Raw genomic sequence first — 25,511 nt, 5'->3', positions numbered from 1 at the left:
AAAGGCGGGAGTCGGTGTCCGTGTCGCTCTGACTTGGAATAAGTTACGCGAACCTTCAATCAATTCACAAATCGCCTGGTCACTACAGCGATTGGCCTGCTAAGGCCAGGTCAGACTGTTGCGCCTATCTGCCAATCGCGAATAGACCCGAGTGTGACGCCGAGCACCGAACCTATTCGGAGCCCACCCGCTCGATCACTCCCCCGAGTCCACGGAGATTCTCGACGAATCGCGGGTACCCACGGTCGATGTGGAAGATGTCGTGAACTTCGGTGGTTCCGTCCGCAACCAACCCCGCAAGCACGAGCCCGGCGCCGGCCCGAATGTCCGAAGACCACACCGGTGCACTCGACAACACCGGAACTCCGCGGATCACCGCATGGTGACCGTCAGTACGAGCGTCGGCGCCGAGTCGGATCATTTCCTCGACAAATCGGAAACGCGATTCGAATACGTTCTCGGTGATCATCGACGTGCCTTCGGCAACCGCAGCCAAACCGATTGCCATCGGCTGCAGGTCGGTCGGGAATCCGGGGTACGGCAATGTTGCGAAATTGACCGCTTTAGGCCGTTCACGCTGAATGACGCGGAAACCGTCAACCTCGGGAGTCACCTCCGCGCCGGCCGTCCGAAGCTTGTCGAGGACCAGTCCGAGATGCTTGTGGTTCACCCCACGAACGCGGACGTCACCCCTGGTCATGGATGCCGCGACACCCCACGTTGCAGCGACGATCCGATCGCCGATGACACGGTGCGTAGTCGGTTCCAACTTGCGGACGCCTTGAATGGTGAGCGTCGAACTTCCGCCGCCAGATACCTTGGCGCCCATCTCGTTGAGCATGTTGCACAGATCCACGATCTCGGGCTCACGTGCAGCGTTGTCGATCACTGTCTCACCACGGGCGAGGACCGCTGCCATCAAGATGTTCTCGGTTGCACCCACAGACGGGAAGACCAGGCGGATGTTCGCTCCATGCAGGTCGTCTGCCTCGGCCACTACACATCCGTGTTCGATCTCGCTGCGCGCACCCAACAGGCGGAGCCCGGATTGGTGCATGTCGAGGGGCCTCGAACCGATGGCGTCACCGCCAGGCAAGGCAACAACAGCGCGTCTACAACGCGCGACCAGCGGACCGAGAACACACACTGACGCTCGGAACTGTTTCACCGCATCGAAGTCAGCGTGATACTTCGGCTCGGCCGGCGTCGTGATCCGCACTTCGGAATCTTCGAGTTCGACTTCGCAGCCCAGACCTCGCAGAACGTCCGCCATCAGCGGTACGTCGAGAATGTCCGGGCAGTTGGTCACGACAGTGGTGCCTTCGGCCAACAGCGCCGCGGCCATCAGCTTCAGCACACTGTTCTTGGCCCCTCCCACCAGTACTTCACCTTCGAGGCGGTTACCCCCGGTCACAAGAAAGTGCTCACTCACGGTTCACAGCCTAGAGCCACAACCTCGTCGGCACCGCGCCGGTACCGTAGCCCTATGTCTGTTCACCTGACGAAGATCTACACCCGGACCGGCGACGACGGGACCACGGGCCTCAGCGATTTTTCCCGCGTGTCCAAGAACGATCCGCGTCTGATCGCCTACGCGGATTGCGACGAGACCAATGCAGCGATCGGTGTGGCCGTTGCCCTCGGCACTCCCCCGGAGAATCTCCTCGCAATGCTGCGCCAGATCCAGAACGACCTTTTCGACGCAGGGGCCGACTTGTCCACCCCCGTGGTCGAGAACCCGAAGTACCCGCCGCTACGAGTGACTCAGTCCTACATCGATCGACTCGAAGGATGGTGCGATGAACTCAATGAGCAACTGGCACCGTTGAATTCGTTCATTCTGCCGGGCGGAACCGCCTTGGGAGCCCTGCTTCACGTAGCAAGAACCGTCTCGCGGCGTGCTGAGCGTGCGGCTTGGTCCGCCATCAATGCGAACCCGGAGGACACGAGCGTGCTCCCCGCGAAATACCTCAACAGATTGTCGGATCTGCTCTTCATCATGGGAAGAGTGGCAAATCCTGAAGGCGATGTGCTCTGGAAGCCCGGCGCCGGGGCTTGAGCGGGACCGGTCAGGCGGTGCGTCGCCTACGGGCGCGCCCGTCCGGCCGCGATTCCACCCAGGACAGGAACGCTGTCAATGCTCCACTGTCCAAAGCGATTTCGTAGGCCGACGAGCCGTCATTGACCTTGACCACGACGATGTCGTCGCTCATGATGTCGAATTCGGTACCCGAGGGAGAACGACGGCTCTCGACCTCGATACCTTGACGATCGATCCTGGAGTCCGGGCCCGGCCGCAGACTCGACAGTTTGAAAAAGACAAAGGTGCTTTCGCCGTAGCGAATGATTCCGTGACGCCACCCGCTGTCCCCCGGAGATGGCAGAACACGAAGCAGTGCAGCGGTACCGCCGCGACGCAGAACCAGCAGACGATACAGAAAAGCCGCGACGAGAACCGCGAGCAGCACAACCAGAATGATCAACACAGTCATTCCGAATGTCACTGTTCGTCGGCTCCCGTCGCGGCTTTACTCGAGTAACTTACGCGCGCTCGACGGCCCGGAGCTGACCCTTGGCGACCGCAATCGCTTCGAGGTCGCCCGAGTTCTCGGCCAAGACAGCCTTGGCTGCCTCGACGTCGATGTCCTGTGCCATGTCCGCGGACTCGGCAAGGATCGTCACCGTCGTCGCAGTGACGGAGAGAAATCCTCCGTGTACCGCAGCAACGATACGCTCGCCGTCGACCGAGGTGATCGACACGGTTCCGCCCTCGATCAGCTGGCCGAGGACCGGCTCATGCCCAGGCATGATTCCGATTTCACCCTCGGTGGTCTGAGCGCTGACCAGCGTCGCCGAACCAGACCACAAGCGCTGCTCGACGGCAACGAGTTCTACGGTCATCTCAGCCATCGTGGACTACTTCCCGGCCATCTTCTTGGCTGCAGCCTCGACGTCGTCGAGTCCACCGCAGCTGTTGAATGCCTGCTCGGGCAGGTGATCGAACTCGCCCTTGCAGACGCGGTCGAAGGCTTCGATCGTGTCGCGGAGCGGCACGACGGAGCCGGGCTCACCGGTGAACTTCTCGGCAACGATGAAGTTCTGGCCGAGGAACTTCTGGATACGACGGGCGCGGCCGACGAGGACCTTGTCCTCTTCCTGAAGCTCGTCCATACCGAGGATGGCGATGATGTCCTGCAGTTCCTTGTACTTCTGCAGGATGCGCTTGACCTCGTTGGCAACGCGGAAGTGCTCGGCACCGACGATGCCGGGCTCCAGGATGCGGGAGGTCGAGCTCAGCGGATCCACAGCGGGGTAGATACCCATCTGCGAAATCGGGCGCGAAAGCTCGGTGGTGGCATCGAGGTGCGCGAACGTCGTAGCCGGCGCGGGGTCGGTGTAGTCGTCGGCGGGCACGTAAATAGCCTGCAGCGAGGTGATCGAGCGACCGCGAGTCGAGGTGATGCGCTCCTGGAGCTCACCCATCTCGTCCGCCAGCGTGGGCTGGTAGCCCACTGCCGAAGGCATACGGCCGAGGAGGGTGGAAACCTCGGAGCCTGCCTGCGTGAAGCGGAAGATATTGTCGATGAACAGCAGAACGTCCTGGCCCTGAACGTCGCGGAAGTACTCCGCCATCGTCAGTGCGGACAGGGCGACGCGCATACGCGTTCCGGGCGGCTCGTCCATCTGGCCGAAGACAAGGGCGGTGTCCTGGAGGACGCCCATCTCTTCCATTTCCAGGTGGAGGTCGGTGCCCTCACGGGTACGCTCACCGACGCCTGCGAACACCGAGGTGCCCGAGAACTCGCGAGCGATACGCGTGATCATTTCCTGGATCAGAACGGTCTTGCCGACGCCGGCGCCACCGAACAGGCCGATCTTTCCACCCTTGACGTACGGGGTGAGAAGGTCGATGACCTTGATGCCGGTCTCGAGGATCTCGGTCTTACCTTCGAGCTGATCGAAGGCTGGTGGCTTGCGGTGGATGCCCCACTGCTCGCCGTCGCGGCCGAGGCCGGGGGTGTCGAGGCAATCGCCCAGGGCGTTGAACACGTGGCCCTTGACGACGTCACCGACGGGAACCGAGATCGGCTTGCCCGAGTCGGTCACTGCAGTGCCGCGGACGAGGCCGTCGGTGGGCTGCATGGAGACGGTGCGGACCAGGTTGTCACCGAGGTGCTGTGCAACCTCGAGCGTCAGCGTCTTGGCGACCGAGGGAAGCGTGATCTCGGCGTTCAGGGCGTTGAACAGTTCAGGAACAGCGCCACGCGGGAATTCAACGTCCACGACGGGACCGATGACCCGCACGACGCGGCCGGCTACGGCCGAAGCCGAACCTGCCCCGTTGTTTTCGGTTACTGCTGCGGTCATGTGCTAGTCACTTCCTGCGCTCGAGGCGAGCGCGTTGGCGCCGCCGACGATCTCGCTGATTTCCTGGGTGATCTGGGCCTGGCGAGCCTGGTTGGCCTGACGGCTCAACGTGTTCACCAGTTCGTTTGCGTTGTCCGTCGCGGCCTTCATGGCAGTACGACGGGCTGCCGACTCCGATGCCGCAGCATCGAGAAGCGACGAGAAGATACGAGTGCTGACGTACTTCGGGAGAAGAGCGCCGAGAAGCTTCTCGGGCTCGGGCTCGAAGCTGAAGTCCGCGACGGGGCCATTGTCATGGTCGTCGTCGTGGCCGTTGGTCAGCATGTCGTCACCGAGTTCGATGCGCTCTTCCGACACGAAGACCTCGAGAGGAGCCATACGGCGAACCTCGGGAGTCTGCGTCAGCATCGACACGAAGCGGGTGTAGACGATATGGAGTTCGTCGACGCCCTCGATCGTGCCTTCACCGTTCGGAGCGGCAACCTGGTTACCCGAACCAGCCATGAACAGCTCCACCAGGTGGCGGCTGGCCTTCGCGGCATCCGAGTAACCCGGATCCTGCGAGAAGCCCGTCCACGCAGCACCGATGTCGCGGCCGCGGAACGTGTAGTAGCCGAGCCCCTTGGAACCGAGCACGTACACGACCGGCTCCTTGCCCTCGCTGCGGAGGAGAGCCATGAGCTCTTCTGCCTGCTTGAGGACGTTGGAGTTGTAGCCACCACACATGCCGCGGTCACTGGTGACAACGAGGACCGCTGCCCGCTTGGGCTCCGGACGCTCGTTGAGCAACGGGTGATCGAGCGAAGCAGACGCACTCGCCAATTCGGTGAGTACCTTCGTGATCTCCTCGGCATACGGCTTGGACGCGGCGACGCGAATCTGAGCCTTGGTGATACGCGAAGTCGCGATCAGTTCCTGTGCCTTGGTGATCTTCTTGGTCGAGTTGACCGACTTGATACGAGACCGCAATTCGAGAATGCTCGCCATCGATCAATCACTCTCCCTTCGGAATTCGCAGTGTCATGGGCGCGTACGTCACTTGCTGACGGTCTTGCGCTTGACGTTGATCTGCTCGTTCGCGACCTCGTCGGCGCCCAAAGCATCAGCCTCGGCTTCGTTCACGACCCGGCTTCCGTCGGATGCGATGAAGCCTTCCTTGAACTTGTTCGTCGCGGCGATCAGCTCAGCAGCGTTGTCGGCATCGAGTGCCTTACCGCCGTTGATGCTGGAGTAGACGCCAGCAGCCGAGTGCTTGAGGTCTTCGAGCAGTTCCTTCTCGAAGCGACGGACGTCGCCGATCGGAACGCTGTCGAAGATGCCTTCGCCGGCCAGGTAGATCGAGACGATCTGGTCCTCGACGGGGATCGGGCTGTACTGATCCTGCTTGAGCAGCTCGACCAGACGGGCGCCGCGCTCGAGCTGAGCCTTGGAGGCAGCGTCGAGGTCGGAAGCGAAGGCGGAGAACGCTTCGAGCTCACGGAACTGAGCCAGTTCCAGACGCAGCGAACCGGAAACCTTCTTCATGCCCTTGGTCTGTGCAGCGCCACCGACGCGGGAGACCGAGATACCGACGTTGATCGCGGGGCGAACGCCCTTGTTGAACAGGTCGGACTCGAGGAACACCTGACCGTCGGTGATGGAGATGACGTTGGTCGGGATGTAAGCCGAGACGTCGTTCGCCTTGGTCTCGATGATCGGCAGAGCCGTCAGCGAGCCACCGCCGAGTGCGTCGGACAGCTTCGCCGAACGCTCCAGCAGACGGGAGTGCAAGTAGAAGACGTCACCGGGGTAAGCCTCGCGTCCCGGCGGGCGACGCAGCAGCAGCGAGATGGCGCGGTACGCCTCTGCCTGCTTGGTCAGGTCGTCGAACACGACCAGAACGTGCTTGCCCTGGTACATCCAGTGCTGGCCGATGGCCGAGCCGGTGTACGGTGCGAGCCACTTGAAGCCTGCGGAATCAGATGCCGGAGCAGCAACGATGGTGGTGTATTCCATCGCGCCCTTCTCCTCGAGGGCAGCCTTGACGCCCGCGATGGTGGAACCCTTCTGACCGATGGCAACGTAGATGCAGCGCACCTGCTTGTTGACATCGCCGGAATCCCAGTTGGCCTTCTGGTTCAGGATGGCGTCGATGCAGACCGCGGTCTTGCCGGTCTTGCGGTCGCCGATGATGAGCTGGCGCTGGCCGCGGCCGATCGGGGTCATGGCGTCGATAGCCTTGATACCGGTCTGGAGCGGCTCCTCGACCGGCTGGCGCTCGAGCACCGAAGCGGCCTGGAGCTCGAGTGCACGGTTCTCGGTGCTCTCGATCTCGCCGAGGCCGTCGATGGGCGCACCCAGCGGGTCGATGACGCGGCCGAGGAAAGCATCGCCGACGGGAACCGACAGAACGTCGCCCGTGCGCTTTACTTCCTGGCCTTCTTGAATGTTCTGGTAATCGCCAAGGATGACGGCACCGATTTCGGTGGCATCCAGGTTGAGCGCGACGCCGACGATTCCACCGGGGAACTCCAACAGCTCGTTGGACATAGCCGAAGGCAGGCCAGAGACGTGCGCAATGCCGTCACTGGTGTCGGTCACTGTGCCGACCTCCTCACGGGAGGCCTCCGGGGAGTAGCTCGCGGTGTAGTTGTCGATCGCGCTACGGATCTCGTCGGAGGAGATCGTCAGCTCCGCCATGTTTTTCCTGCTCTCGGTGTCTGGTCTTCGAAAAGATCTGGAGTATGTGTTCGGCTGAAGGACTACTTGAGGTTCTTCCGCAGTGCTGCGAGTCGACCCGCTGCGCTGCCGTCGATAACCTCGTCGCCCACCCGGACGACCAAGCCGCTGAGGAGTTCTGGATCGACCTCGACGTGCACTGCTACCGGCTTCCCGTAGGTGCGGGTAAGAGTGCTCGCCAAGCGATCCGACTGCTCCGAGCTCAACGCCGAGGCGCTGCGAACGTGAGCAACGGTGGTATCGCGCTGCGCTGCGGCAAGATTCGACAGCTGATCGAAAGTGTCTGCGGGTGCAGACTTCAACCGGCCGACAGCCTGTCCGGCGAGTGCCTCGGTGACCGCGGTGACCTTGCCGTAGAGCAAGCGGGAGAGGAACTCACGCTTGCGGGCTGCGGGAACCGACAGATCCGAGAGCGTCTGCTCCAGGCTGGGATCCCCTGCCACGATGCGACCGAGACGGAAGAGCTCGTCCTCAACGGTGTCCAACTGGCTCTGATCGGCTGCGGCGCGGAGCAGAGCTTCGCGTCCGAGCAGTTCGAGCGAGTTGACCAAGTCGCGGGCCGCAGACCAGTCCTGGCCTGCAGCTGCCTTCACGGTGGCGAGCGCCTCGGCGCCGACCTTTCCGGAGAACAACTGCTCTGCCAAAGCCTGGCGACCAGCGGCCGGTGCCGAAGCGTCAGCCAGCGCGCTGCGAAGAGCGCGCTGGCCGTCGAGTACCTCGACCACCGAGAAGAGCTCGGACCCAGCCTGAGCAGAAGCAGCAGTTGCGGCTCCTGCAGAGACGGCGCCCAGGGCACTGCTCAGCGCAGAACGAGTCTGCGCCAAGGCTTCACGGCTCGCTGCGTACATGTTGCTCACTTCCTGGCTGAATCAGCGCTGACGGTGTCGAGCTCGTTGAGGAAACGATCAACCGTTCCGGCGCGCTTCACGTCGTCGGCGAGGGACTCCCCGATGACCTTCTCGGCCAGGTCTACAGCGGTCTTGCCGAGATCCGAGCGGAGCTCAGCGACGATCTGCTGACGCTGGGCGACGAGCTGGCTGTGGCCTGCGGCCACGATGCGGTCGCTCTCGTCCTGCGCCTGAACCTTCATGTCAGCGATGATCTGCTGACCCTGGGTACGCGCTTCCTCACGGATCTGCGCTGCCTCGGTACGAGCTTCGGCGAGCTGCGCGCGGTACTGCTCGAGCGCTGCTGCTGCCTCCGCCTGTGCGTCTTCGGCTTTCTTGATGCCGCCCTCGATCTGCTCGGTGCGTTCGGCCAAGACCTTCTGGAACTTCGGAAGAACGAGCTTCCAGAAGACGAAACCAACTACTACGAGCGCGACCGCGGACCACACGATGTCGTATGTCTCGGGGATGAGGGGATTGTGTTCAGTCGTCCCCTCCGCCGCGAGAATTGCGATGGTGGCTGCCATGTCGGTCTTAGAAGATGAAGCCGGCGACGAGGCCGATCAGCGCGAGGGCCTCGGTGAATGCAATACCGAGGAACATGGTGGTACGAACCTGGCCGGCCATCTCGGGCTGGCGGACCATGCCTTCGATTGCCTTGCCCACAACGATGCCCACGCCGATGCCGGGGCCGATTGCTGCGAGGCCGTAGCCGATGGCTCCGTAGCCGCGCGACTTGGTCTCGACAACTTCCTGAGCGAGGTAAGCGATGCTCATGGTGTTCCATTCCCTTTCTGTTGACCTCCGCCGGATTCGGCAAGAGGCTCAGTTCTTGGTGTAGCTGGTGAGGAGGTAAAAGGTCAGTGCTCGTCGGCGTGGAGCGCCAGATCGATGTACACCGCGGTCAGCAGCGCGAACACGTAAGCCTGCAGGAAGATGACCAGCAGCTCGAAGAACGTGAATGCGATACCGGCAATGATCGACGGAACACCGAAGATCGCCTGGAATCCGCCGGACACGAAGAAGAAGTAGTTCGTCGCGCTGAAGAACAGCACCAGCAGGATGTGGCCGGCCAACATGTTGGCCATGAGACGAACCATCAGCGTGAACGGGCGCAGGATGAAGGTCGAGATGAACTCGATGGGCACCAACAGGAAGTGCAGGGGCAGCGGGACGCCGGGAACGACGATGCTGCTCTTGACGTACTTGAAGAAGCCGTACTTCTTGATTCCCACGTAGTTGAACACGATGTAGGCGAGCGCTGCGAGTACCAGCGGCATACCGATTCGTGCGTTCGGCGAGATGTTCAGGAAGGGAATGACGCTGGCCAGGTTGCTGGCGACCACGATGAAGAAGATCGTCGTGATGACCGGCAGGAAGCGCTTGCCCTGTTCCTTGCCCAGGATCTCCTCGGCGATGTTGATACGAACGAAGTCGAGCGCGAGCTCAGCTGCGTTCTGCAGTCCACGGGGAACCAGTCGAGGGCTGCGCATTGCGATCACGAAGAAGGCTGCGACCAGCACCGACATCAGCAGACGAATCAGCATCAGACGGTCGAGCTCGAAGGGGCCCGCGTGAATCAACACGGAGGGCGGGAAAAAATCGTCTAGTGACGGCGCATGGAATTCATCCGCGGCCAGGGTGGTGACGCTCAGCGTTCTCTCCCGTAGTCGGTCCGCAGCCATCATTGACTGCGGTTCGATCGGACATTGACGATCTACAAGTCGACAAGTTCGACTCGCGCATTCGTCAGCAGCTGGAGAACCCTAGAGGGGCCTGGCGTCTGTCGGTGTCGGCGACTCTCGTCGACTCAGTGGTCAGAATTTCGACCACCTGCGAGCACATGGCATCGTCGGCTGAGTGTTACTCGGCCCACCATTGCTCTCGCTTGAACCGAACCTTATCAAGTCATCTACGACATTGTGTAGATGGGGTACCTGGAAGTCCGATTAGTTACCTCTTGTAGTACTACTCGTCGTCGTCGACGTTGCTGCTGGGAGTGGGATCGACGTACGTAGTTTTGGTTCCCAGGACGCCGTAAGTCTCCGCACCGAGCACCACGACCAGCGACATGATGATGACCAGGACGAGGGCGGTCTTGTTGTAGAAATCCATGTCCGAGAGGACAAAGAGAACCACCATCGCGAGAATCATCTTCAGCAGCCAGGTACCGAGTAGAACGGCACCGGCCGTGAGCGCAGGCAGCTTCGCTGTGAGCAGCACGCCCAACGCCGTGAACAGGATGAACCCGCCGCCGACGGCTGCGCCGATCAAAGCGCCGTAGACGCCTTCCTTACCGGCGAAGAGCCCGCCCAGGAGCGCGCCGACCACGGCCAGCGCGATCAGCCCCATCACACCCCACTTCACGGCCGACTTCATGGCGGCGGTCGAATCAGGGATGGGTTGCGAGGCAGGTACAGGCTGCGGCGTGTTCGTCACGATACCCAAGGGTAATGGATCGGAAAACTTGGCTAGCGACGCTGCTGCTTGCGATCGATAAGGGAAGGCACCGCAGTGAAGAACAACGCAAGAACCAAACCGGCCGCGACGAGTACAACAACCAGCTGACGATTGAGCAGCGAGGATCCGACGGCACCGAACGCCAGGACGCTGACCCACAGGTAGATGACCAGCACAACTCGTCGGTGCGTGTGTCCGATCTGCAAGAGGCGATGATGCAGGTGCATCTTGTCCGGACTGAACGGACTGACGCCCGCTTTCGTCCGGCGGATCACGGCCAGGAGCATGTCCAGCATCGGGATGAACATCACAGCCCCGACCAGCAACAACGGCGCGAGGAGGCCGACGAGGTCGCGGGTTCCGTAGGCAGTGAGCGGAATACGACCGGATGCACTGGTGGAGATCGCGGCCAGCATGAGACCGATCAACATCGACCCGGAATCGCCCATGAAGATGCGCGCTGGATTGAAGTTGTGTGGAAGAAAACCGAGACAAGCGCCTGCCAAGGCCGCCGCGATCATCGCCGGCGGGTAGACACTCGCGTCGCCGCCCTGATCGTGGAGAAGACCGATCGAGAAGATGAGGATGGCGAGCGCCGCAATCAGACCCAACCCGGCGGCCAATCCGTCGAGACCGTCGACAAAATTCATGGCGTTGATGGTCGCGACGGCAACAGCAACGGTGAACAGTCCGGATTGAATCTGATCGAGGATGATGGTGGACCCACCGTCACCGCCGAACGGGTTGTAGATGATGAACCAGCTGACGCCCATCACCACGAGAACGCCGGCAGCAGTCACCTGACCGACAAATTTGGTGAGGGCGTCGAGGCCCCACCTGTCGTCGATCACACCCACGAGGACGATGACGGCGCCAGCTACGAGCGCAGCGTGTACGTCAGGACTGCCGAAGCCGAAACCTCTTGTGAGCGCGGGTAATTGCTGCGCAAACAGCAGACCGACAGCCATGCCGACATACATTCCGACGCCACCGAGACGGGGAATCGGCTCGACGTGAACGTCCCGATCACGAGGAATCGCGACAGCGCCGAACCTCAGCGCCAACAACCGGACTGCGCCAGTCGCCAGGTAGGTCACCACCGCCGCCGTACACAGCACGAGCAAAAGTTCACGGATGGGAACACCCGCTCCCCCGCCACCCTGTGCCAGATACGTGGTCGCCTCGTAGGAAATGATCACTGCTCGAGATCACCCGTCTGGCGGGCATAGGCAGGCTTTGCCCGGACCAGTTCGCGAACGCCTTCGGCAACTGCTGCCAACTCGGCCTCTCCTGACGTGGTGGCGGGGTCCGCGACAACTGCGCGCGCGATCAACTCCCCCACCACTCTCATGTCGGAGCGGTTGAAACCCTGGGTCGTGACGGCCGCGGATCCGACGCGGATTCCGGACGTGACGGCGGGCGACTGCGGATCGAACGGAATCGCGTTCTTGTTGAGCGTGATCGAAGCCAGTCCGCACCTACGCTCGGCGTCGACTCCGGTGACACCGCTTGCGCGCAGGTCGAGAAGCGCCAGATGTGTGTCGGTTCCACCGGACACGGTGCGCAGGCCGCGAGCTTCCAAAGACTGCGCGAGTGCCGATGCGTTGGCAACCACTTCCTGTGCATACCAACGATATTCCGGCGTCGACGCTTCCTTGAAGGCAACCGCCTTCCCGGCGATCGCATGCATCATCGGGCCGCCTTGAATGAAGGGGAACACCGCGCGATCTACAGCCGAGGCGTACTCGCTGCGGCACAGGATCATTCCGCCGCGCGGGCCTCTGAGGACTTTGTGCGTCGTCGCGGAGACGACGTCGGCGTACGGAACGCACGAAGGTATCGCCCGGCCTGCCACCAGTCCGATGAAGTGGGCGGCGTCGACCCACAGGATCGCACCGACCTCGTCTGCGATCGAGCGGAAGGCTGCGAAGTCGATGGTGCGGGAGTACGCGGTCGCGCCGGCGACGATGATTTTCGGCTTGTGCGCCAGAGCCAGGGTGCGAACCTCGTCGTAGTCGATCAATTCGGTGGCCGAATCGACGTGATAGGGAACGGTGGTGAACCACTGCCCCGAAAAGCTGACCCGAGACCCGTGAGTCAGATGCCCACCGTGCGGCAGACTCATCGCCAATACGGTGTCGCCGGGCTTGGCGAATGCGGCGTACACCGCGAGATTCGCAGTGGCCCCCGAATGCGGTTGGACGTTGACGTGCTCGGCGCCGAACAGCGCCTTTGCCCGATCGATCGCCAGATTCTCGGCTACGTCGACGTACTCGCACCCGCCGTAGTAACGCCGACCCGGATAGCCCTCGGCGTACTTGTTACTCAGGGTCGAACCCAAGGCAGCCAGTACCGAGGGACTGGTGAAGTTCTCGCTCGCGATGAGTTGAAGTCCGTCGCGCTGACGCTCGAGTTCCGCCAGCGCAACAGCCGCGATCTCGGGGTCTGCCGTGGCAAGCTCACCGAAATCCGGTCCCCAATACGTGGATTCCCCCGCGCGCTCGCCGCCGGCGCCGACCATCGTTACGAAACTCCCTCTACGAGACTTTCCGGACTGGTGCCCAATACCTCGGCGATGGATTCTGCCGAGACGGCACCCACTCGCAAGATACGCGGTGAATTGCCGGTCAGGTCGACGATCGTGGAAGCAACGGCGTGTTCGGCCTTGCCCCCGTCGAGATACACGCTGGCAGATCCGCCGAGCTGATCTCGGGCTTCCTCGACGGTAGTTGCCGGCGGACGCCCCGAAATGTTGGCGCTCGAGACGGCAAGCGGTCCGACATCGCGCAACAGTTCGAGGGCAACCGGATGCAAGGGCATGCGGAGCATGACGGTTCCGCGGGTATCACCGAGGTCCCAGGCAAGTGAAGGCGCCTGCTCGACGACCAGGCTCAGTCCGCCGGGCCAGAATGCGCGGATCAGATCCCGTGCCTGCGGGCGCACGCTGTAGACGAGCCCGTCGATGGTGTTCCACGATCCGACCAGAACCGGGACGGGCATGTCTCGCCCGCGTCCCTTGGCGCGCAAAAGACTCGTGACAGCTTCGCTGTCGAACGCGTCGGCGGCGAGTCCGTAAAGGGTGTCGGTAGGGAGAACTACGAGTCGGCCGGCCTTGAGCGCGTTCTTCGCGGCGGCCAAGCCTGCGGTTCGGGAATCTGTCTGACTGCAGTCGTACACGGTGCTCACTCAGCCATCCTTTCACTCTGCGCTTCGGGCGTTCGATTCCGCTGTGCTTCGACGTCGGTGGCGACACGTCTGGCGACGACGAATCGCGGACGACCGGCAAGATCTGGATGCTGCGCAACCTCGCCGAATACCCGGCGCGCCGAGAACAGCGCAGCGACGCCGTCCCCGTTGGTGTCGTCGTGCTCGATGCCTGCCGCGCCGCCGATTCGAAGCCACCGCGCGATGTTGCTGATCATGGGTTTGATGACGGACAGACCGTCGGTACCGCCGAACAGTGCGGTGTGTGGGTCGTAATCCATGACCTCAGGCTGCAATTGCGCGCCTTCGGGGATGTACGGCGGATTGGACACGACCAGATCGACGCCGCCCTCGAGCCCTGGCAACAGGTTCCGATCGGTGACATCACCCTGATGCAGATGGATCGGTGTATCACCGGCGGCCTCGCGGTCGGCAGCATTACGACGCGCCCACGCCAACGCGGCGGGCTCCTTCTCCACGGCGTGAACGACGGCGTCCGGACGGGCCTCGGCGATGGACAGCGCGAGTACACCCGATCCCGTGCACAGGTCCAGAACTACCGGCGGCTTGCTTCCGCAACCTTCGAGGAACGAGAGTGCCCAACCCATGAGCAGTTCGGTTTCCGGCCGCGGAATGAAGACACCCGGCCCGACAGCGACGTCGATGTTGCCCATCGACGCGACTCCGATGATGTGCTGCAACGGAATCCGCTTCACCCGTTGGGCAACCAACTCGTCGAACGCCGCGATGACCTCGGGATCGACCAACGGAATCAGTCCGAGACGCGTGCGTTCGACCCCGAGCAGGTGGGATGCCAACAACTCGGCGTCGGTGCGTGGGCTGGGCACACCTGCGGCGTCGAGCTGTTTTGCAGCTTCGATCAGCGCCAAACGAAGTGGAAGTCGACTCACGGGTACAGCCTGCCACGCTCGACCGACACGCGGTTCACCGAGTTCCCGGCGGGATGGAGGTCAGTCATGGTCTGCATCTACTCGGCCGCGAGACGCGCCTCTCGGTCCGCCTTGCCCAATGCATCGAGAAGTGCGTCGAGCTCACCGTCGAGCACCGCGTCGAGGTTGTGCGACTTGAATCCGATGCGGTGATCGGTGATGCGGTTCTCGGGGAAGTTGTAGGTGCGGATGCGCTCCGAACGGTCCACCGTCCGAACCTGACTCTGGCGACCTGCCGACGCTTCAGCGTCCGCGGCTTCCTCGGCGACTACCTGCAAACGGGCTGCAAGGACCTGCATGGCGCGCGCCTTGTTCTGGAGCTGCGAACGCTCGTTCTGGCAGGTGACGACGATGCCGGTCGGAAGGTGCGTGATTCGGACAGCAGAGTCGGTCGTGTTGACGCCCTGACCGCCCTTGCCGGACGAACGGTAGACGTCGATACGCAGGTCACTTTCGTCGATCTGGACCTGCTCGACCTCTTCGGGCTCCGGGTAGACCAGAACGCCGGCAGCCGAAGTGTGAACGCGTCCCTGGGATTCGGTGACGGGCACTCGCTGGACGCGGTGAACGCCGCCCTCGAACTTCAGCCGCGCCCACACTCCGTCCGGGGTGTCCGACTTGCTCTTGATCGACAGCGTGGCTTCCTTGTATCCGCCGAGATCGGAGACCGTCGCGTCGAGAATCTCGACGCGCCAGCCATGCCGTTCCGCGTAGCGGACGTACATGCGGGCCAGGTCCGAGGCGAAGAGCGCGGATTCTTCGCCGCCCTCACCGGACTTCACTTCGAGGACGATGTCGTCGCCGTCATGCGGATCACGCGGCGCCAACTGATCGGTAAGCGTCTGCTCGAGCTGCGCGACCTCGGCTTCGAGATCGGGGATCTCGGCGGCGAAGCTGGAATCGTCGGCGGCTAGTTCGCGCGCGGCTTCCAGATCGTCCTGCGCAGCGGTGAGCTTGTTGTACGTCGACATGATCGGCGAGAGCTCGGAGAACCGCTTACCGACGCGCCTGGCAGCGGCAGGGTCGTTGTGCAGCGCCGGATCGGACATCTGTGCTTCGAGACCGGCGTGCTCCGCCAAGATGTCGTCGATGGCCGAGGGCTGGGTTGCGCCTGCCATGGTTCGCTCCGCTCTGAGTTTCGATTCCTACGGTGCGCGCTTGAAGGTATTTCGACGCCGGGACCCGGGAAACGCGCAAACCGAGTGCAGGCACAAAAAAGCCGACGCCCGATCTGCGCATGGCAGATCGGGCGTCGGCGGAACAGCTAGGACTCGGTGGCCGGGACCTTGCTGTCTGCGCGCTTGCCGTAGCGAGCCTCGAAGCGAGCGACGCGTCCACCGGTGTCGAGAATCTTCTGCTTGCCCGTGTAGAACGGGTGGCACTGCGAGCAAACCTCGACGTTGATGCGTCCGGACTCCTTGGTGCTGTGGGTCTCGAACGTGTTACCGCAACCGCAGACGACGGTGGTCGCTACGTAGGTTGGGTGGATTCCTGCCTTCATGGTGTCCCTTTCAATGGTCGCCGGGTCGACGTCGCCAATCGACATCGTGAACCGGAACCGGACTCGGCCGTTCAGTATGCCAGATGCGGTACCTCACCGGATAATCCGCGTCTCGCACGCCTCGGGATGGCTGTACGAAGTTGTCAACGCACTGCCCCTCGGTTTTGTTCCGCCCACGCAAAAGGCCCACAACCAGCTGGTTGTGGGCCTTTTGACGTCGAATCGATCAGTCGTCGATCGCACCCGGTGCGGTCTTGGAGACCTGCATCAGGAACTCGAGGTTGTTCTTGCTCTTCTTCAGTCGATCGATCAGCAGATCGATGGCCTGATGCGAGTCCAGACCGGACAGGACGCGACGAAGCTTGTGCAGCACCGCAGCTTCGTCCGGGCTCAGGAGCAACTCGTCCTTACGCGTGCTGGACGGGTTGACGTCCACGGCCGGGAACACGCGGCGTTCGGCGATCTTGCGATCGAGCTTGAGCTCGGCGTTGCCGGTGCCCTTGAACTCTTCGAAGATCACGGTGTCGCCGGTGGATCCGGTCTCGACCATTGCGGTAGCGATGATGGTGAGCGATCCACCGTTCTCGATGTTGCGGGCAGCACCGAGGAAACGCTTCGGCGGGTAGAGCGCCGTCGAGTCGACACCACCGGAGAGGATGCGTCCCGACGCCGGCGAGGAGTTGTTGTACGCACGACCCAGACGCGTGATGGAGTCGAGCAGTACGACGACGTCCTTACCCATCTCGACCAGGCGCTTCGCACGCTCGATTGCCAGCTCGGCAACTGCGGTGTGATCTCCCGGCGGGCGGTCGAAGGTGGAGGAAATGACCTCACCCTTCACGCTGCGCTGCATGTCGGTCACTTCCTCGGGACGCTCGTCCACGAGGATGACCATCAGGTAGCACTCAGGATTGTTGGTGGCGACGGCATTCGCGATCGCCTGCAACACGCTGGTCTTACCGGCCTTGGGCGGGCTCACGATGAGGGCGCGCTGGCCCTTACCGATGGGCATCACCAGGTCGATGACACGCGTGGTGAGAATGTGCTGCTCGGTCTCGAGGCGCAGACGCTGGTTCGGGTACAGCGGCGTGAGCTTGTTGAACTCGGGGCGCTTCTTCGCGGCCTCGACGTCGCCGCCGTTGACCGTGTCGATACGGACCAGCGGGTTGAACTTCTGACGCTGGCTACCCTGCTCACCGTCACGCGAGACGCGGACGGCACCGGTGATGGCGTCGCCACGGCGAAGGCCGTTCTTGCGGATCAGGTTCATGGAGACGTAGACGTCGTTGGGGCCGGCGAGGTACCCGGACGTACGCACGAAGGCGTAATTGTCGAGGACGTCGAGGATGCCGGCGACCGGCTGCAGGACGTCGTCCTCACGAATCTCGGTCTCGCGTGAATCGTTGGGTGCGCCACCCTCACCGCGATCGCGACCACGGCCACGGCGCTCGCGGAAACGGCGTCCGCGGCGTCCGCGTCCACCCTCTTCGTCGTCGTCCGGCCCGTTGTTGCGGTTGTCCGTGCGAGGACCGGCGTTGTTCTGGCCGGCGTTGTTCTGATTGCCGCGATCCTGACGGTCCTGGCGATCCTGGTTACCCCGGTTGCCCTGGTTCTCGCGCTGGCCCTGGTTGTCCCGCTGGCCCTGGTTGTCCCGGTTTCGCTCGCGGCGGGGACGCTCGTTGCCCTGCTCGGCAGGAGCCTGATCAGCGTCGGACTTGCCCTCGGTGCGCGCAGGACGCTCGGCCGGAGCCTCGGCCTTGGCGGTCTCGGCGACCTTCGAAGAATCGGCGGCCTTCGCGGTGTCCGCGTCGGACTTCGCCGAAGGAGCTTCCTGCTCGATGCTCAGTTCGCCCTGGTCGGGTGAACCTGCACGACGAGCGGCGCCACGACGCTGACGTCCGCGACGAGGTGCGCTCTGATCGGAATCCTCGGCGGATTCCGTACGCGCAGGCGCGGCCTCGGCAGGAGCCGACTCGGCTGCCGGAGCTGTTTCGGCTGCGGGGGTTTCGGTGCGTGCGGCGCGAGTGCTCTTGGCACGAGTGCGCGCAACGGGTGCGTCGTCGAGAGTGAGTTCACTCTGTGCGGGTGCAGCCTTCGCGCTGCCGCCCTGGCGCTCCTTGATGGCTGCGATCAGGTCACCCTTGCGCATGCCGGAAGTGCCTTTGATGCCCAGTTCACCCGCAAGAGTGCGGAGTTCGGTGAGCACCATGCCGGAGAGTCCGGCACCACGGCGCGTTTCGGCACGCTTCGTGGAGGTCGCCACCGCACCGTTCGATGCTGAAGATGACGCCTGAGAATTGTCGCCTGATTCCGACCCGGCGGGTGCAGAAGTGGCGATGAGGTCCGTATCGGTCACGGAGGTCCTTTCCTTCCCTCACTCGCACTGCGCAAAGTCGAGGGTTCGTCCCGCAGTTCGACTGAATACCGAACTCGGTGGTGCCGTACGTGGTTGCTGTCCAGAACTGCCGGCTTGTCCGCCGTCACATGATTGTCGGAAACTCTCGCCTCAAACTTTTCATGCGCTCGCAAACCTGCCCAACGCGCCTTCGTCGACGATTCACTCCCCCGTGTGTTGAACCCCAGAGTGATGGAACCTCTGAGTGTTCGATCCGCGGAGGATTCAAACCTTCGGAGAAGGTACAAGCGTGAGGATCATGCCTGCGAGAATCATGCCAAGGACTGTGGACCCCGATTGGGAAGGAGTTTTGCCCCCTGGTGATGCACCGGCGACTGACGCGCACGATGTACGGACATAGCCCAGGATAGCGCCCAAACCTGAGTCCGGCAAGAATTTGGACGACTGGGTGTGTCAGTTCACTACCGATCGGTAGTGGGCGATCACCAGGACCAAGGCAGGGATCAGACCGTCGTCGTGGATACTTCGACGCCGTCGGCGATGTCCAATTCGAGCACACGTAGTCCGTCTGCCCGCGCCGCTTCCGCGAGTTCGACGGGGAAAGGTTCTGTGCTGAGCGCCAACACGGTGGGGCCGGCTCCGGAAACGGTCGCAGCAATACCCGCCTCGCGCAGGATCCCGATCCATCGCGTCGTGAGCGGAAGCGCGGGTGCGCGCTGTGCCTGATGCAGGCGATCCTCGGTGGCCGCCATCAACAGATCGGGCCGAGCAGTGAGCGCAACGACGGCGAGCGCGCTGCGGCTCGCGTTGAACGAGGCATCCTGGTGCGGAACCAATTCGGGCAGGAGCCCGCGAGTGTGTGCGGTGGACGACCGCTCCTCGGGAACCAGTGCCACAGCACGGATGTCGGGATGGACGTCGAGTTTGGCCGCGGAGTAGATCGGCTCGTCACCTTCGACGGCCGGTGGGCAACTCCACGAGACGACTGCGCCACCGAGAACACTGGCAGACGCGTTGTCCGGGTGACCTTCGAACTCGGACGAGAGTTGAACCAACTGCTCTTCCGTCAAGCCGATCTCGGCATCGAGAGCGCGCGCCAGACCGTTGGCTGCTGCCAATCCACCGACAGCCGCGGAAGCCGAGGATCCCAACCCGCGCGAATGTGGAATCGCGTTGCGGCACAACACGTCCAGGCCACTGGCCCACACTCCGGCCGCCTCGAGACCACGCTCGATGGCGCGGACCACGAGATGCGAAGGACCCCAGGGCACGTCGGCAGCGCCTTCACCTTCGACGCGAATCTGAAGGCCTGAATCCGTTGTGGTGACCACGATTTCGTCGTACAACCCCAACGCCAGACCGAGGGTGTCGAACCCCGGCCCCAAGTTTGCACTCGAGGCCGGGACGCGAGCAGTCACCGAAAGGCCGATAGGCAGGGTTATAGTCATGTCAGACACCGGATTCCGCGGAGTGGTCGATGAATCCACGGACACTATGCAAGCTCGAGGGCAGCCGCGACGGCAACGGGATCGACACCGATCGGCTCGACGTTCGGCATACCCTTCAAAGCCGTGTCAGGATCCTTGAGACCGTTACCGGTCACCGTGCACACGACGGTCAGGCCCGGCTCGAGCCAGCCCTCTGCACGTGCGGCGAGCAGGCCGGCGACGCTGGCTGCCGACGCCGGTTCGACGAAGACGCCCTCGGTGGCGGCGATCAGACGGTAAGCCTCGAGGATCTTCTCGTCGGTGGCGGCACGGAATGCACCGTTCGACTCTTCCTTCGCGGCGACAGCGCCGTTCCAGGAAGCGGGAGAACCGATTCGGATTGCGGTGGCGATGGTTTCGGGATCCTTGACGGGTGCACCGTTGACCAGCGGAGCCGCTCCGGCTGCCTGGACGCCGAGCATGCGGGGCTTGACCGTGGTCAGACCGTCCGCGTAGTACTCGGAGTATCCGCGCCAGTACGCGGTGATGTTACCGGCGTTTCCGACCGGGAGTGCGTGCACGTCGGGAGCCTTGCCGAGGACGTCCATGATCTCGAATGCCGCGGTCTTCTGGCCTTCGATCCGCACCGGGTTGACCGAGTTGACGAGACCGATGGTGGGGAATTCGGCCGTGGTCTTGCGTGCCAGCTCGAGGCAGTCGTCGAAGTTGCCCTGGACCTGAATGATCTTGGCGCCGTGCATGACTGCCTGCGCAAGCTTGCCCATGGCGATCTTGCCCTGCGGGATGAGCACGGCGCAGGTCATGCCGGCCTTGGCTGCATACGCAGCGGCCGAGGCGGAGGTGTTGCCGGTGGACGCGCACAGAACTGCGCGCTGGCCACGGGCCAAGGCGTCGGTGACGGCCATCGTCATGCCGCGGTCCTTGAAGGAACCGGTGGGGTTGAGACCCTCGACCTTGAGGTAGACGTCGCAGCCGGTGATCTCGGAGAGGTGGCCGGCCGGCAGGAGCGGGGTGCCGCCTTCGCGCAGGGTGACGGTCTTCCAGTTGTCACCGATCGCGAGACGGTCCCGGTATGCCTCGATGAGACCCGGCCATGCCTTGTGGACGGGGTTGACGATGCCGGTCATTGTTCAGTGCCTTCCAGTCGCAGCACGCTGGTCACAGCGGTGACGAATTCGAGTTCGTTGAGGGCCGCCACGGTCTCGGAGAGAGCCGCGTCGGTTGCTACATGAGTGACGACCACCAGACGCGCGCCGGCGCCGGCGCCCTCCTGGCGGACGACGGAGATGCTCACGCCGTGCTTGGCGAACTCGGCGGCGACTGCGGACAGCACACCTTCCTTGTCCGCGACCTCCATGTTCACGTAGTAGCGCGTGAGGATGTCGCCCATCGGGGCGACCTTCAGCTTGGCGTACTTGGACTCGCGGGGGCCGCGGCCGCCGTGAACCTTGTTGCGCGCAGCCATCACCAGGTCACCCATCACCGCGGAAGCGGTGGGGGCGCCGCCTGCGCCCTGGCCGTAAAACATGAGCCGGCCGGCGTTCTCTGCTTCCACGACAACGGCGTTGAACGCGCCGTTGACCGAGGCCAGCGGATGGCTGAGCGGAACCAGCGCCGGGTACACGCGAGCGGAAATCCGCTCCTTGCCCTTGGGCGTGACGATGCGCTCGCAGATCGAGAGCAACTTGATCGTGCAGTCGAGTGCCTTCGCCGAAGCCAGGTCGGCGGAGGTGATCGTGGAGATTCCTTCGCGGTACACGTCCGCGGCAGTGACGCGGGTGTGGAACGCGATCGACGCGAGGATCGCTGCCTTCGCCGCGGCGTCGTAGCCTTCGACGTCCGCGGTCGGGTCGGCTTCCGCGTATCCGAGGCGTCCGGCTTCGGCCAAGGTCTCTTCGTAGTCGGCGCCGGTCTCGTCCATCGCCGAAAGGATGAAATTGGTGGTGCCGTTCACGATTCCGGCGACCTTGTTGACACGGTCTCCGGCCAACGACTGTGTGAGCGGGCGGATCACGGGGATCGCGCCGGCAACAGCGGCCTCGAAGTACAGGTCGACAGAGTTGGCCTCTGCAGCCTCCGCCAATTCACCGGTGTGGTCCGCGAGCAGCGCCTTGTTGGCGGTCACGACCGACTTACCGGAGTTGAGGGAAGAGAGAATCAGCTTGCGAGGGAGCTCGATTCCGCCGATCACCTCGACCACGATGTCGACGTCGTCACGACCGACCAGGGACTCGGCGTCCGTCGTCTGCAGTTCCTCGGGAATTCCGCGGTCCGAGCCGATACGGCGGACGGCAACCCCCCGCAGTTCCAACGGGGCGCCGACGCGAGCTTCGAGTTCCTCGGCCTGCTCACGAATGATCCGAACGACCTCGCTCCCGACGTTGCCGAGGCCGAGAACGGCCACACCGATAGCGCGATGCGCCGATTCGCTCGTCACTGCGATACCTCCAAGCTGAGCAGATCTTCCACTGTTTCCCTCCGCAGAATCACGCGTGAGACTCCGTCACGCACCGCCACCACGGCTGGGCGGGTGAGCAGGTTGTACCTGCTCGACATCGAATAGCAGTATGCACCGGTCGCTGCTACCGCTAGTAAATCACCGGGCCCGACGTCCTCGGGCATCCAGGTGTCCCGAATGACCACGTCACCGGACTCGCAGTGCTTACCGACGATACGTGCAACGACGGGATCAGCCTCGGAAGTTCGCGAAACCAACTTGGCTTCGTACTCCGCACCGTAGAGGGACGTGCGGATGTTGTCGCTCATCCCGCCGTCGACGCTGATGTAGCGGCGTGTCAGCGAGCTACCCACCGTGACGTCCTTGATGGTGCCGACCTCGTAGAGCGTCACCGTGCCAGGTCCGGCGATGGCGCGGCCGGGTTCGACGGCAAGCGTCGGCTCCGGCAATCCGGCCAGTGCTGACTCGTTGCGCACGATGTGGCCGAGCTTTGCTGCCAGTTCGTCGACGGGCGGCGGGTCGTCGGAGGGGATGTACGAGATCCCCATGCCGCCGCCGAGGTCGATGATCGAAATCTGCTTGGTCTTCTCGACTCCGAACTCGGTGACGACGTCGCGGAGCAAACCGATCACGCGGTGCGCTGCCACCTCGAAACCGTCGACGTCGAAGATCTGCGAACCGATGTGGCTGTGCAGGCCGACCAGGCGCAAGTTGTCGGCAGCGAAGACGCGACGGACCGCGTCGATTGCCGCTCCCCCGGCCAGCGAGAAACCGAACTTCTGGTCCTCGTGTGCGGTGGAGATGAATTCGTGGGTATGCGCTTCGACGCCGACGGTCAGTCGGATCAACACGTCCTGAACGACACCGGCCTCACCGGCGACACGATCGAGTCGGTCGATCTCGATCGACGAGTCGAGCACGACGTGTCCGACGCCCGCGGCGACACCGGCGGCCAGTTCGGCGACTGACTTGTTGTTGCCGTGCATGGCAATTCGCTCGGCCGGGAAGTCCGCGTGCAACGCGATCGCCAGTTCGCCGCCGGAGCAGACGTCGAGCGAGAGGCCTTCGTCGGCGACCCAGCGTGCGATCTCGCCACAGAGGAATGCCTTGGATGCGTAGTGCACCTTGGCATCCGGGCCGAAGGCGCGGGCCATGTCACGGCAGCGCGAGCGGAAGTCGTCCTCGTCGATGACGAACAACGGAGTGCCGTACTTCTCGGCAAGTTCACCGACCTTGACACCCGCGAGGGTCACTTCACCGTCGTCGCCGCGAGAAGCGTTGCGCGGCCACACCTGCGGTGAGAGTTCGCCGAAGGCTTCGGGGCTGGTCGGACGGTCGGGCAAGCCGGGGGCCTGCAACTGCTCGGCGTGCTTGGGGCCGGCGGGGTGCGCGTTCACATTTGCTCCGGTGCGGTGACGCCGAGCAGTTCGAGACCGTTGGCCAGGACCTGTCGGGTGGCGGCGCAGAGAGCCAGACGCGCGCGGTGCACGTCGGTGGCGTCTTCGTCGCCTTGCGGAAGGATGCGGCACGCGCCGTAGAAGCGGTGGTACGCACCCGCGAGTTCTTCGAGGTAGCGGGCAATACGGTGCGGCTCACGCAGATTCGCCGCGCTCGACACGACGCGTGGGTACTCGCCGATCGTGCGGATGAGGTCACCCTCCTGCTCGACGGTGAGCAGGGCGAGGTTGCTCGCGTCGGCGGACAGACCGAGGTCTGCGGCGTTGCGAGCGATCGCCGAGAGGCGTGCGTGCGCGTACTGCACGTAGTAGACGGGGTTCTCGCTGCTGGTCTTGGTCCACAGGTCGAGGTCGATGTCGATGCTCGAGTCGACCGACGAGCGGATCATGACGTAACGCGAGGCGTCGACGCCGATTGCCTCGACCAGGTCGTCGAGGGTGATGACGGTGCCGGCGCGCTTGCTCATCTTGACGGCAGTGCCGTCCTTGACGAGGTTGACCATCTGGCCGATCAGCACCTCGACGGTGTCCGGATCGTCGCCGAATGCGGCAGCGGCAGCCTTGAGACGGCCGATGTAACCGTGATGGTCGGCGCCGAGCATGTAGATACAGAGGTCGAACCCACGTGCGCGCTTGTTCTGGAAGTAGGCGATGTCACCGGCGATGTAGGCGGCGTTGCCATCGCTCTTGATGACGACGCGGTCCTTGTCGTCGCCGTAGTCGGTGCTCTTGAGCCACCACGCACCGTCTTCGTGGAAGAGGTTGCCCGAACCCTTGAGGGATTCGACGGCCTTCTCGACCGCACCGGATTCGAAGAGCGAGTTCTCGTGGAAGTAGACGTCGAAGTCGACGCCGAAGTCGTGCAGGGTCTGCTTGATGTGCGTGAACATCAATTCGACGCCGATGGCGCGGAAGGTTTCCTGCTGCTCGTCGGCAGGCAGATCCATGACGTCGGGACGCTGCTTCAGAACCGAGGCGGCGATGTCGGCGATGTATGCACCGGCGTAACCGTCTTCGGGAGCAGGTTCACCCTTCGCTGCAGCGATCAGCGAACGCGAGAAGCGGTCGATCTGGGCACCGTGATCGTTGAAGTAGTACTCACGTGTTACCAAACCACCCTGCGCGGACAGAATGCGTCCGAGCGCGTCTCCGACTGCGGCCCAACGGGTTCCACCGAGGTGAATCGGTCCGGTGGGGTTGGCGGAGACGAATTCGAGGTTGATCTTCTTGCCGGCGAGGGAGTCACCCGAGCCGTACGACGCACCGGCTTCGAGAACCGACACGACGATCGCGCCCTGGGCGTCCTTGTCCAACCGAATGTTGAGGAAGCCGGGCCCGGCGATCTCGGCGGATTCGATTCCGTCGGCAGCGGTGAGGGCTTCGGCGATCCAGCCCGCCAGCTCGCGGGGATTCGTGCCGACCTTCTTGGCTACCTGCATGGCAATGTTGGTGGCGTAATCGCCGTGCTCGGGGTTGCGTGGTCGCTCGACGGTGAGGGTTTCGGGTAGCACGGATACGTCGAGGCCACGATCGGCAAGGACGCTCGCTGCGGTTCCGCGGAGCAGTTCGGCAAGGTCAGCTGGAGTCACAGGTATTCATCCTATTGCCTGCACACCGGAAGTGGAGACTCGCCTCACGCCTCGCTCTCCGTGAACGTGCGCGGGGCCGCTGTGGCGTGTCGCACGCCACTCTCAAAGTTTGCCC

The 25,511-nt window shown here is 63.4% G+C and carries 24 protein-coding genes; 1 reads left to right on the top strand and 23 read right to left on the bottom strand.

Annotated elements, in window-relative coordinates; translation table 11 throughout:
* Window positions 1-172: 172 nt before the first annotated feature.
* Window positions 173-1,432, bottom strand: a complete 1,260-nt coding sequence (gene murA / locus ACN50D_RS30170; protein ID WP_003941314.1) for a UDP-N-acetylglucosamine 1-carboxyvinyltransferase — start codon at window positions 1,430-1,432, stop codon at window positions 173-175.
* Between the two features lie 54 nt (window positions 1,433-1,486).
* Between murA and ACN50D_RS30165 the strand changes: the two genes are divergently transcribed.
* Window positions 1,487-2,059 carry a cob(I)yrinic acid a,c-diamide adenosyltransferase gene (locus tag ACN50D_RS30165; RefSeq protein WP_030537338.1) on the top strand — a complete coding sequence of 191 codons (573 nt, stop codon included), beginning with the start codon at window positions 1,487-1,489 and terminating at the stop codon, window positions 2,057-2,059.
* A gap of 10 nt (window positions 2,060-2,069) precedes the next feature.
* On the opposite strand, the gene ACN50D_RS30160 is transcribed toward ACN50D_RS30165, so the two are convergent.
* The 22 genes from ACN50D_RS30160 to argS all read right to left on the bottom strand — a co-directional run bounded on the left by ACN50D_RS30160 (window position 2,070) and on the right by argS (window position 25,396).
* Window positions 2,070-2,492 (bottom strand): DUF2550 domain-containing protein, encoded by a 423-nt coding sequence (locus ACN50D_RS30160; protein ID WP_029255703.1) that lies wholly within the window; start codon window positions 2,490-2,492, stop codon window positions 2,070-2,072.
* 49 nt (window positions 2,493-2,541) lie between these two features.
* Complete coding sequence (locus tag ACN50D_RS30155) at window positions 2,542-2,910, bottom strand: F0F1 ATP synthase subunit epsilon (RefSeq protein WP_003941287.1); 369 nt, start codon at window positions 2,908-2,910, stop codon at window positions 2,542-2,544.
* A gap of 6 nt (window positions 2,911-2,916) precedes the next feature.
* Complete coding sequence (atpD, locus tag ACN50D_RS30150) at window positions 2,917-4,368, bottom strand: F0F1 ATP synthase subunit beta (protein ID WP_003941349.1); 1,452 nt, start codon at window positions 4,366-4,368, stop codon at window positions 2,917-2,919.
* 3 nt (window positions 4,369-4,371) lie between these two features.
* Window positions 4,372-5,355, bottom strand: coding sequence for a F0F1 ATP synthase subunit gamma (locus ACN50D_RS30145; protein WP_003941320.1), 984 nt, complete (start codon window positions 5,353-5,355; stop codon window positions 4,372-4,374).
* Window positions 5,356-5,403: 48 nt separating this feature from the next.
* Complete coding sequence (atpA, locus tag ACN50D_RS30140) at window positions 5,404-7,047, bottom strand: F0F1 ATP synthase subunit alpha (protein ID WP_007726218.1); 1,644 nt, start codon at window positions 7,045-7,047, stop codon at window positions 5,404-5,406.
* Window positions 7,048-7,109: 62 nt separating this feature from the next.
* On the bottom strand, window positions 7,110-7,934 hold the full coding sequence (locus tag ACN50D_RS30135; RefSeq protein WP_003941304.1) for a F0F1 ATP synthase subunit delta: 825 nt from the start codon (window positions 7,932-7,934) through the stop codon (window positions 7,110-7,112).
* A 5-nt stretch (window positions 7,935-7,939) separates the two neighbouring features.
* Window positions 7,940-8,500 carry a F0F1 ATP synthase subunit B gene (locus ACN50D_RS30130; RefSeq protein ID WP_003941337.1) on the bottom strand — a complete coding sequence of 187 codons (561 nt, stop codon included), beginning with the start codon at window positions 8,498-8,500 and terminating at the stop codon, window positions 7,940-7,942.
* A 7-nt stretch (window positions 8,501-8,507) separates the two neighbouring features.
* Window positions 8,508-8,750, bottom strand: coding sequence for an ATP synthase F0 subunit C (locus tag ACN50D_RS30125; protein WP_003941327.1), 243 nt, complete (start codon window positions 8,748-8,750; stop codon window positions 8,508-8,510).
* Window positions 8,751-8,833: 83 nt separating this feature from the next.
* Window positions 8,834-9,661, bottom strand: a complete 828-nt coding sequence (gene atpB / locus ACN50D_RS30120; protein WP_003941403.1) for a F0F1 ATP synthase subunit A — start codon at window positions 9,659-9,661, stop codon at window positions 8,834-8,836.
* Window positions 9,662-9,941: 280 nt separating this feature from the next.
* The gene (locus ACN50D_RS30115) at window positions 9,942-10,412 is read right to left on the bottom strand and encodes a glycine zipper family protein (protein ID WP_064444081.1); all 471 of its coding nucleotides are present in this window, start codon (window positions 10,410-10,412) and stop codon (window positions 9,942-9,944) included.
* Between the two features lie 32 nt (window positions 10,413-10,444).
* Window positions 10,445-11,632, bottom strand: a complete 1,188-nt coding sequence (locus tag ACN50D_RS30110; protein WP_212634100.1) for a glycosyltransferase family 4 protein — start codon at window positions 11,630-11,632, stop codon at window positions 10,445-10,447.
* A complete protein-coding gene (glyA, locus tag ACN50D_RS30105; RefSeq protein WP_212634099.1) occupies window positions 11,629-12,954 on the bottom strand; it encodes a serine hydroxymethyltransferase in 1,326 nt (441 codons plus the stop codon). Before glyA ends, ACN50D_RS30110 begins: the two co-directional genes overlap by 4 nt.
* Window positions 12,955-12,956: 2 nt before the next feature.
* Window positions 12,957-13,619 (bottom strand): L-threonylcarbamoyladenylate synthase, encoded by a 663-nt coding sequence (locus ACN50D_RS30100; protein ID WP_003941345.1) that lies wholly within the window; start codon window positions 13,617-13,619, stop codon window positions 12,957-12,959.
* A complete protein-coding gene (gene prmC, locus ACN50D_RS30095) occupies window positions 13,616-14,548 on the bottom strand; it encodes a peptide chain release factor N(5)-glutamine methyltransferase (RefSeq protein ID WP_030537333.1) in 933 nt (310 codons plus the stop codon). The genes ACN50D_RS30100 and prmC overlap by 4 nt, the downstream gene beginning before the upstream one ends.
* Window positions 14,549-14,625: 77 nt before the next feature.
* Window positions 14,626-15,705, bottom strand: coding sequence for a peptide chain release factor 1 (prfA, locus tag ACN50D_RS30090; protein ID WP_003941341.1), 1,080 nt, complete (start codon window positions 15,703-15,705; stop codon window positions 14,626-14,628).
* A 146-nt stretch (window positions 15,706-15,851) separates the two neighbouring features.
* On the bottom strand, window positions 15,852-16,088 hold the full coding sequence (gene rpmE / locus ACN50D_RS30085; protein ID WP_003941310.1) for a 50S ribosomal protein L31: 237 nt from the start codon (window positions 16,086-16,088) through the stop codon (window positions 15,852-15,854).
* Window positions 16,089-16,314: 226 nt separating this feature from the next.
* A complete protein-coding gene (gene rho, locus ACN50D_RS30080) occupies window positions 16,315-18,444 on the bottom strand; it encodes a transcription termination factor Rho (protein WP_058227676.1) in 2,130 nt (709 codons plus the stop codon).
* Between the two features lie 503 nt (window positions 18,445-18,947).
* On the bottom strand, window positions 18,948-19,892 hold the full coding sequence (gene thrB, locus ACN50D_RS30075; protein WP_007726194.1) for a homoserine kinase: 945 nt from the start codon (window positions 19,890-19,892) through the stop codon (window positions 18,948-18,950).
* Window positions 19,893-19,936: 44 nt separating this feature from the next.
* Window positions 19,937-21,019: a threonine synthase gene (thrC, locus tag ACN50D_RS30070; protein ID WP_003941280.1), complete on the bottom strand. Its 1,083-nt coding sequence runs from the start codon at window positions 21,017-21,019 to the stop codon at window positions 19,937-19,939.
* Entirely contained in the window at window positions 21,016-22,329 is a 1,314-nt protein-coding gene (locus tag ACN50D_RS30065; RefSeq protein ID WP_007726192.1) for a homoserine dehydrogenase, read from the bottom strand. Before ACN50D_RS30065 ends, thrC begins: the two co-directional genes overlap by 4 nt.
* A complete protein-coding gene (gene lysA / locus ACN50D_RS30060) occupies window positions 22,326-23,747 on the bottom strand; it encodes a diaminopimelate decarboxylase (protein WP_003941384.1) in 1,422 nt (473 codons plus the stop codon). Before lysA ends, ACN50D_RS30065 begins: the two co-directional genes overlap by 4 nt.
* Entirely contained in the window at window positions 23,744-25,396 is a 1,653-nt protein-coding gene (gene argS, locus ACN50D_RS30055) for an arginine--tRNA ligase (RefSeq protein WP_003941360.1), read from the bottom strand. The genes lysA and argS overlap by 4 nt, the downstream gene beginning before the upstream one ends.
* Window positions 25,397-25,511 lie beyond the last annotated feature (115 nt).

The sequence above is a fragment of the Rhodococcus sp. SB1D genome (assembly GCF_048573875.1).
In the GTDB taxonomy this organism is placed as follows: domain Bacteria; phylum Actinomycetota; class Actinomycetes; order Mycobacteriales; family Mycobacteriaceae; genus Rhodococcus_F; species Rhodococcus_F qingshengii.
This window is presented reverse-complemented; position numbering and strand designations above follow the sequence as displayed.

Bases quoted from the DNA above. Each gene is read 5' to 3' on its own strand.
- ACN50D_RS30165 (WP_030537338.1), top strand. From the start codon at position 1,487: ATGTCTGTTCACCTGACGAAGATCTACACCCGGACCGGCGACGACGGG.
- ACN50D_RS30160 (WP_029255703.1), bottom strand. From the start codon at position 2,492: ATGACTGTGTTGATCATTCTGGTTGTGCTGCTCGCGGTTCTCGTCGCG.
- ACN50D_RS30155 (WP_003941287.1), bottom strand. From the start codon at position 2,910: ATGGCTGAGATGACCGTAGAACTCGTTGCCGTCGAGCAGCGCTTGTGG.
- atpD (WP_003941349.1), bottom strand. From the start codon at position 4,368: ATGACCGCAGCAGTAACCGAAAACAACGGGGCAGGTTCGGCTTCGGCC.
- ACN50D_RS30145 (WP_003941320.1), bottom strand. From the start codon at position 5,355: ATGGCGAGCATTCTCGAATTGCGGTCTCGTATCAAGTCGGTCAACTCG.
- atpA (WP_007726218.1), bottom strand. From the start codon at position 7,047: ATGGCGGAGCTGACGATCTCCTCCGACGAGATCCGTAGCGCGATCGAC.
- ACN50D_RS30135 (WP_003941304.1), bottom strand. From the start codon at position 7,934: ATGTACGCAGCGAGCCGTGAAGCCTTGGCGCAGACTCGTTCTGCGCTG.
- ACN50D_RS30130 (WP_003941337.1), bottom strand. From the start codon at position 8,500: ATGGCAGCCACCATCGCAATTCTCGCGGCGGAGGGGACGACTGAACAC.
- ACN50D_RS30125 (WP_003941327.1), bottom strand. From the start codon at position 8,750: ATGAGCATCGCTTACCTCGCTCAGGAAGTTGTCGAGACCAAGTCGCGC.
- atpB (WP_003941403.1), bottom strand. From the start codon at position 9,661: ATGATGGCTGCGGACCGACTACGGGAGAGAACGCTGAGCGTCACCACC.
- glyA (WP_212634099.1), bottom strand. From the start codon at position 12,954: ATGGTCGGCGCCGGCGGCGAGCGCGCGGGGGAATCCACGTATTGGGGA.
- prfA (WP_003941341.1), bottom strand. From the start codon at position 15,705: ATGGCAGGCGCAACCCAGCCCTCGGCCATCGACGACATCTTGGCGGAG.
- rpmE (WP_003941310.1), bottom strand. From the start codon at position 16,088: ATGAAGGCAGGAATCCACCCAACCTACGTAGCGACCACCGTCGTCTGC.
- thrB (WP_007726194.1), bottom strand. From the start codon at position 19,892: ATGACTATAACCCTGCCTATCGGCCTTTCGGTGACTGCTCGCGTCCCG.
- thrC (WP_003941280.1), bottom strand. From the start codon at position 21,019: ATGACCGGCATCGTCAACCCCGTCCACAAGGCATGGCCGGGTCTCATC.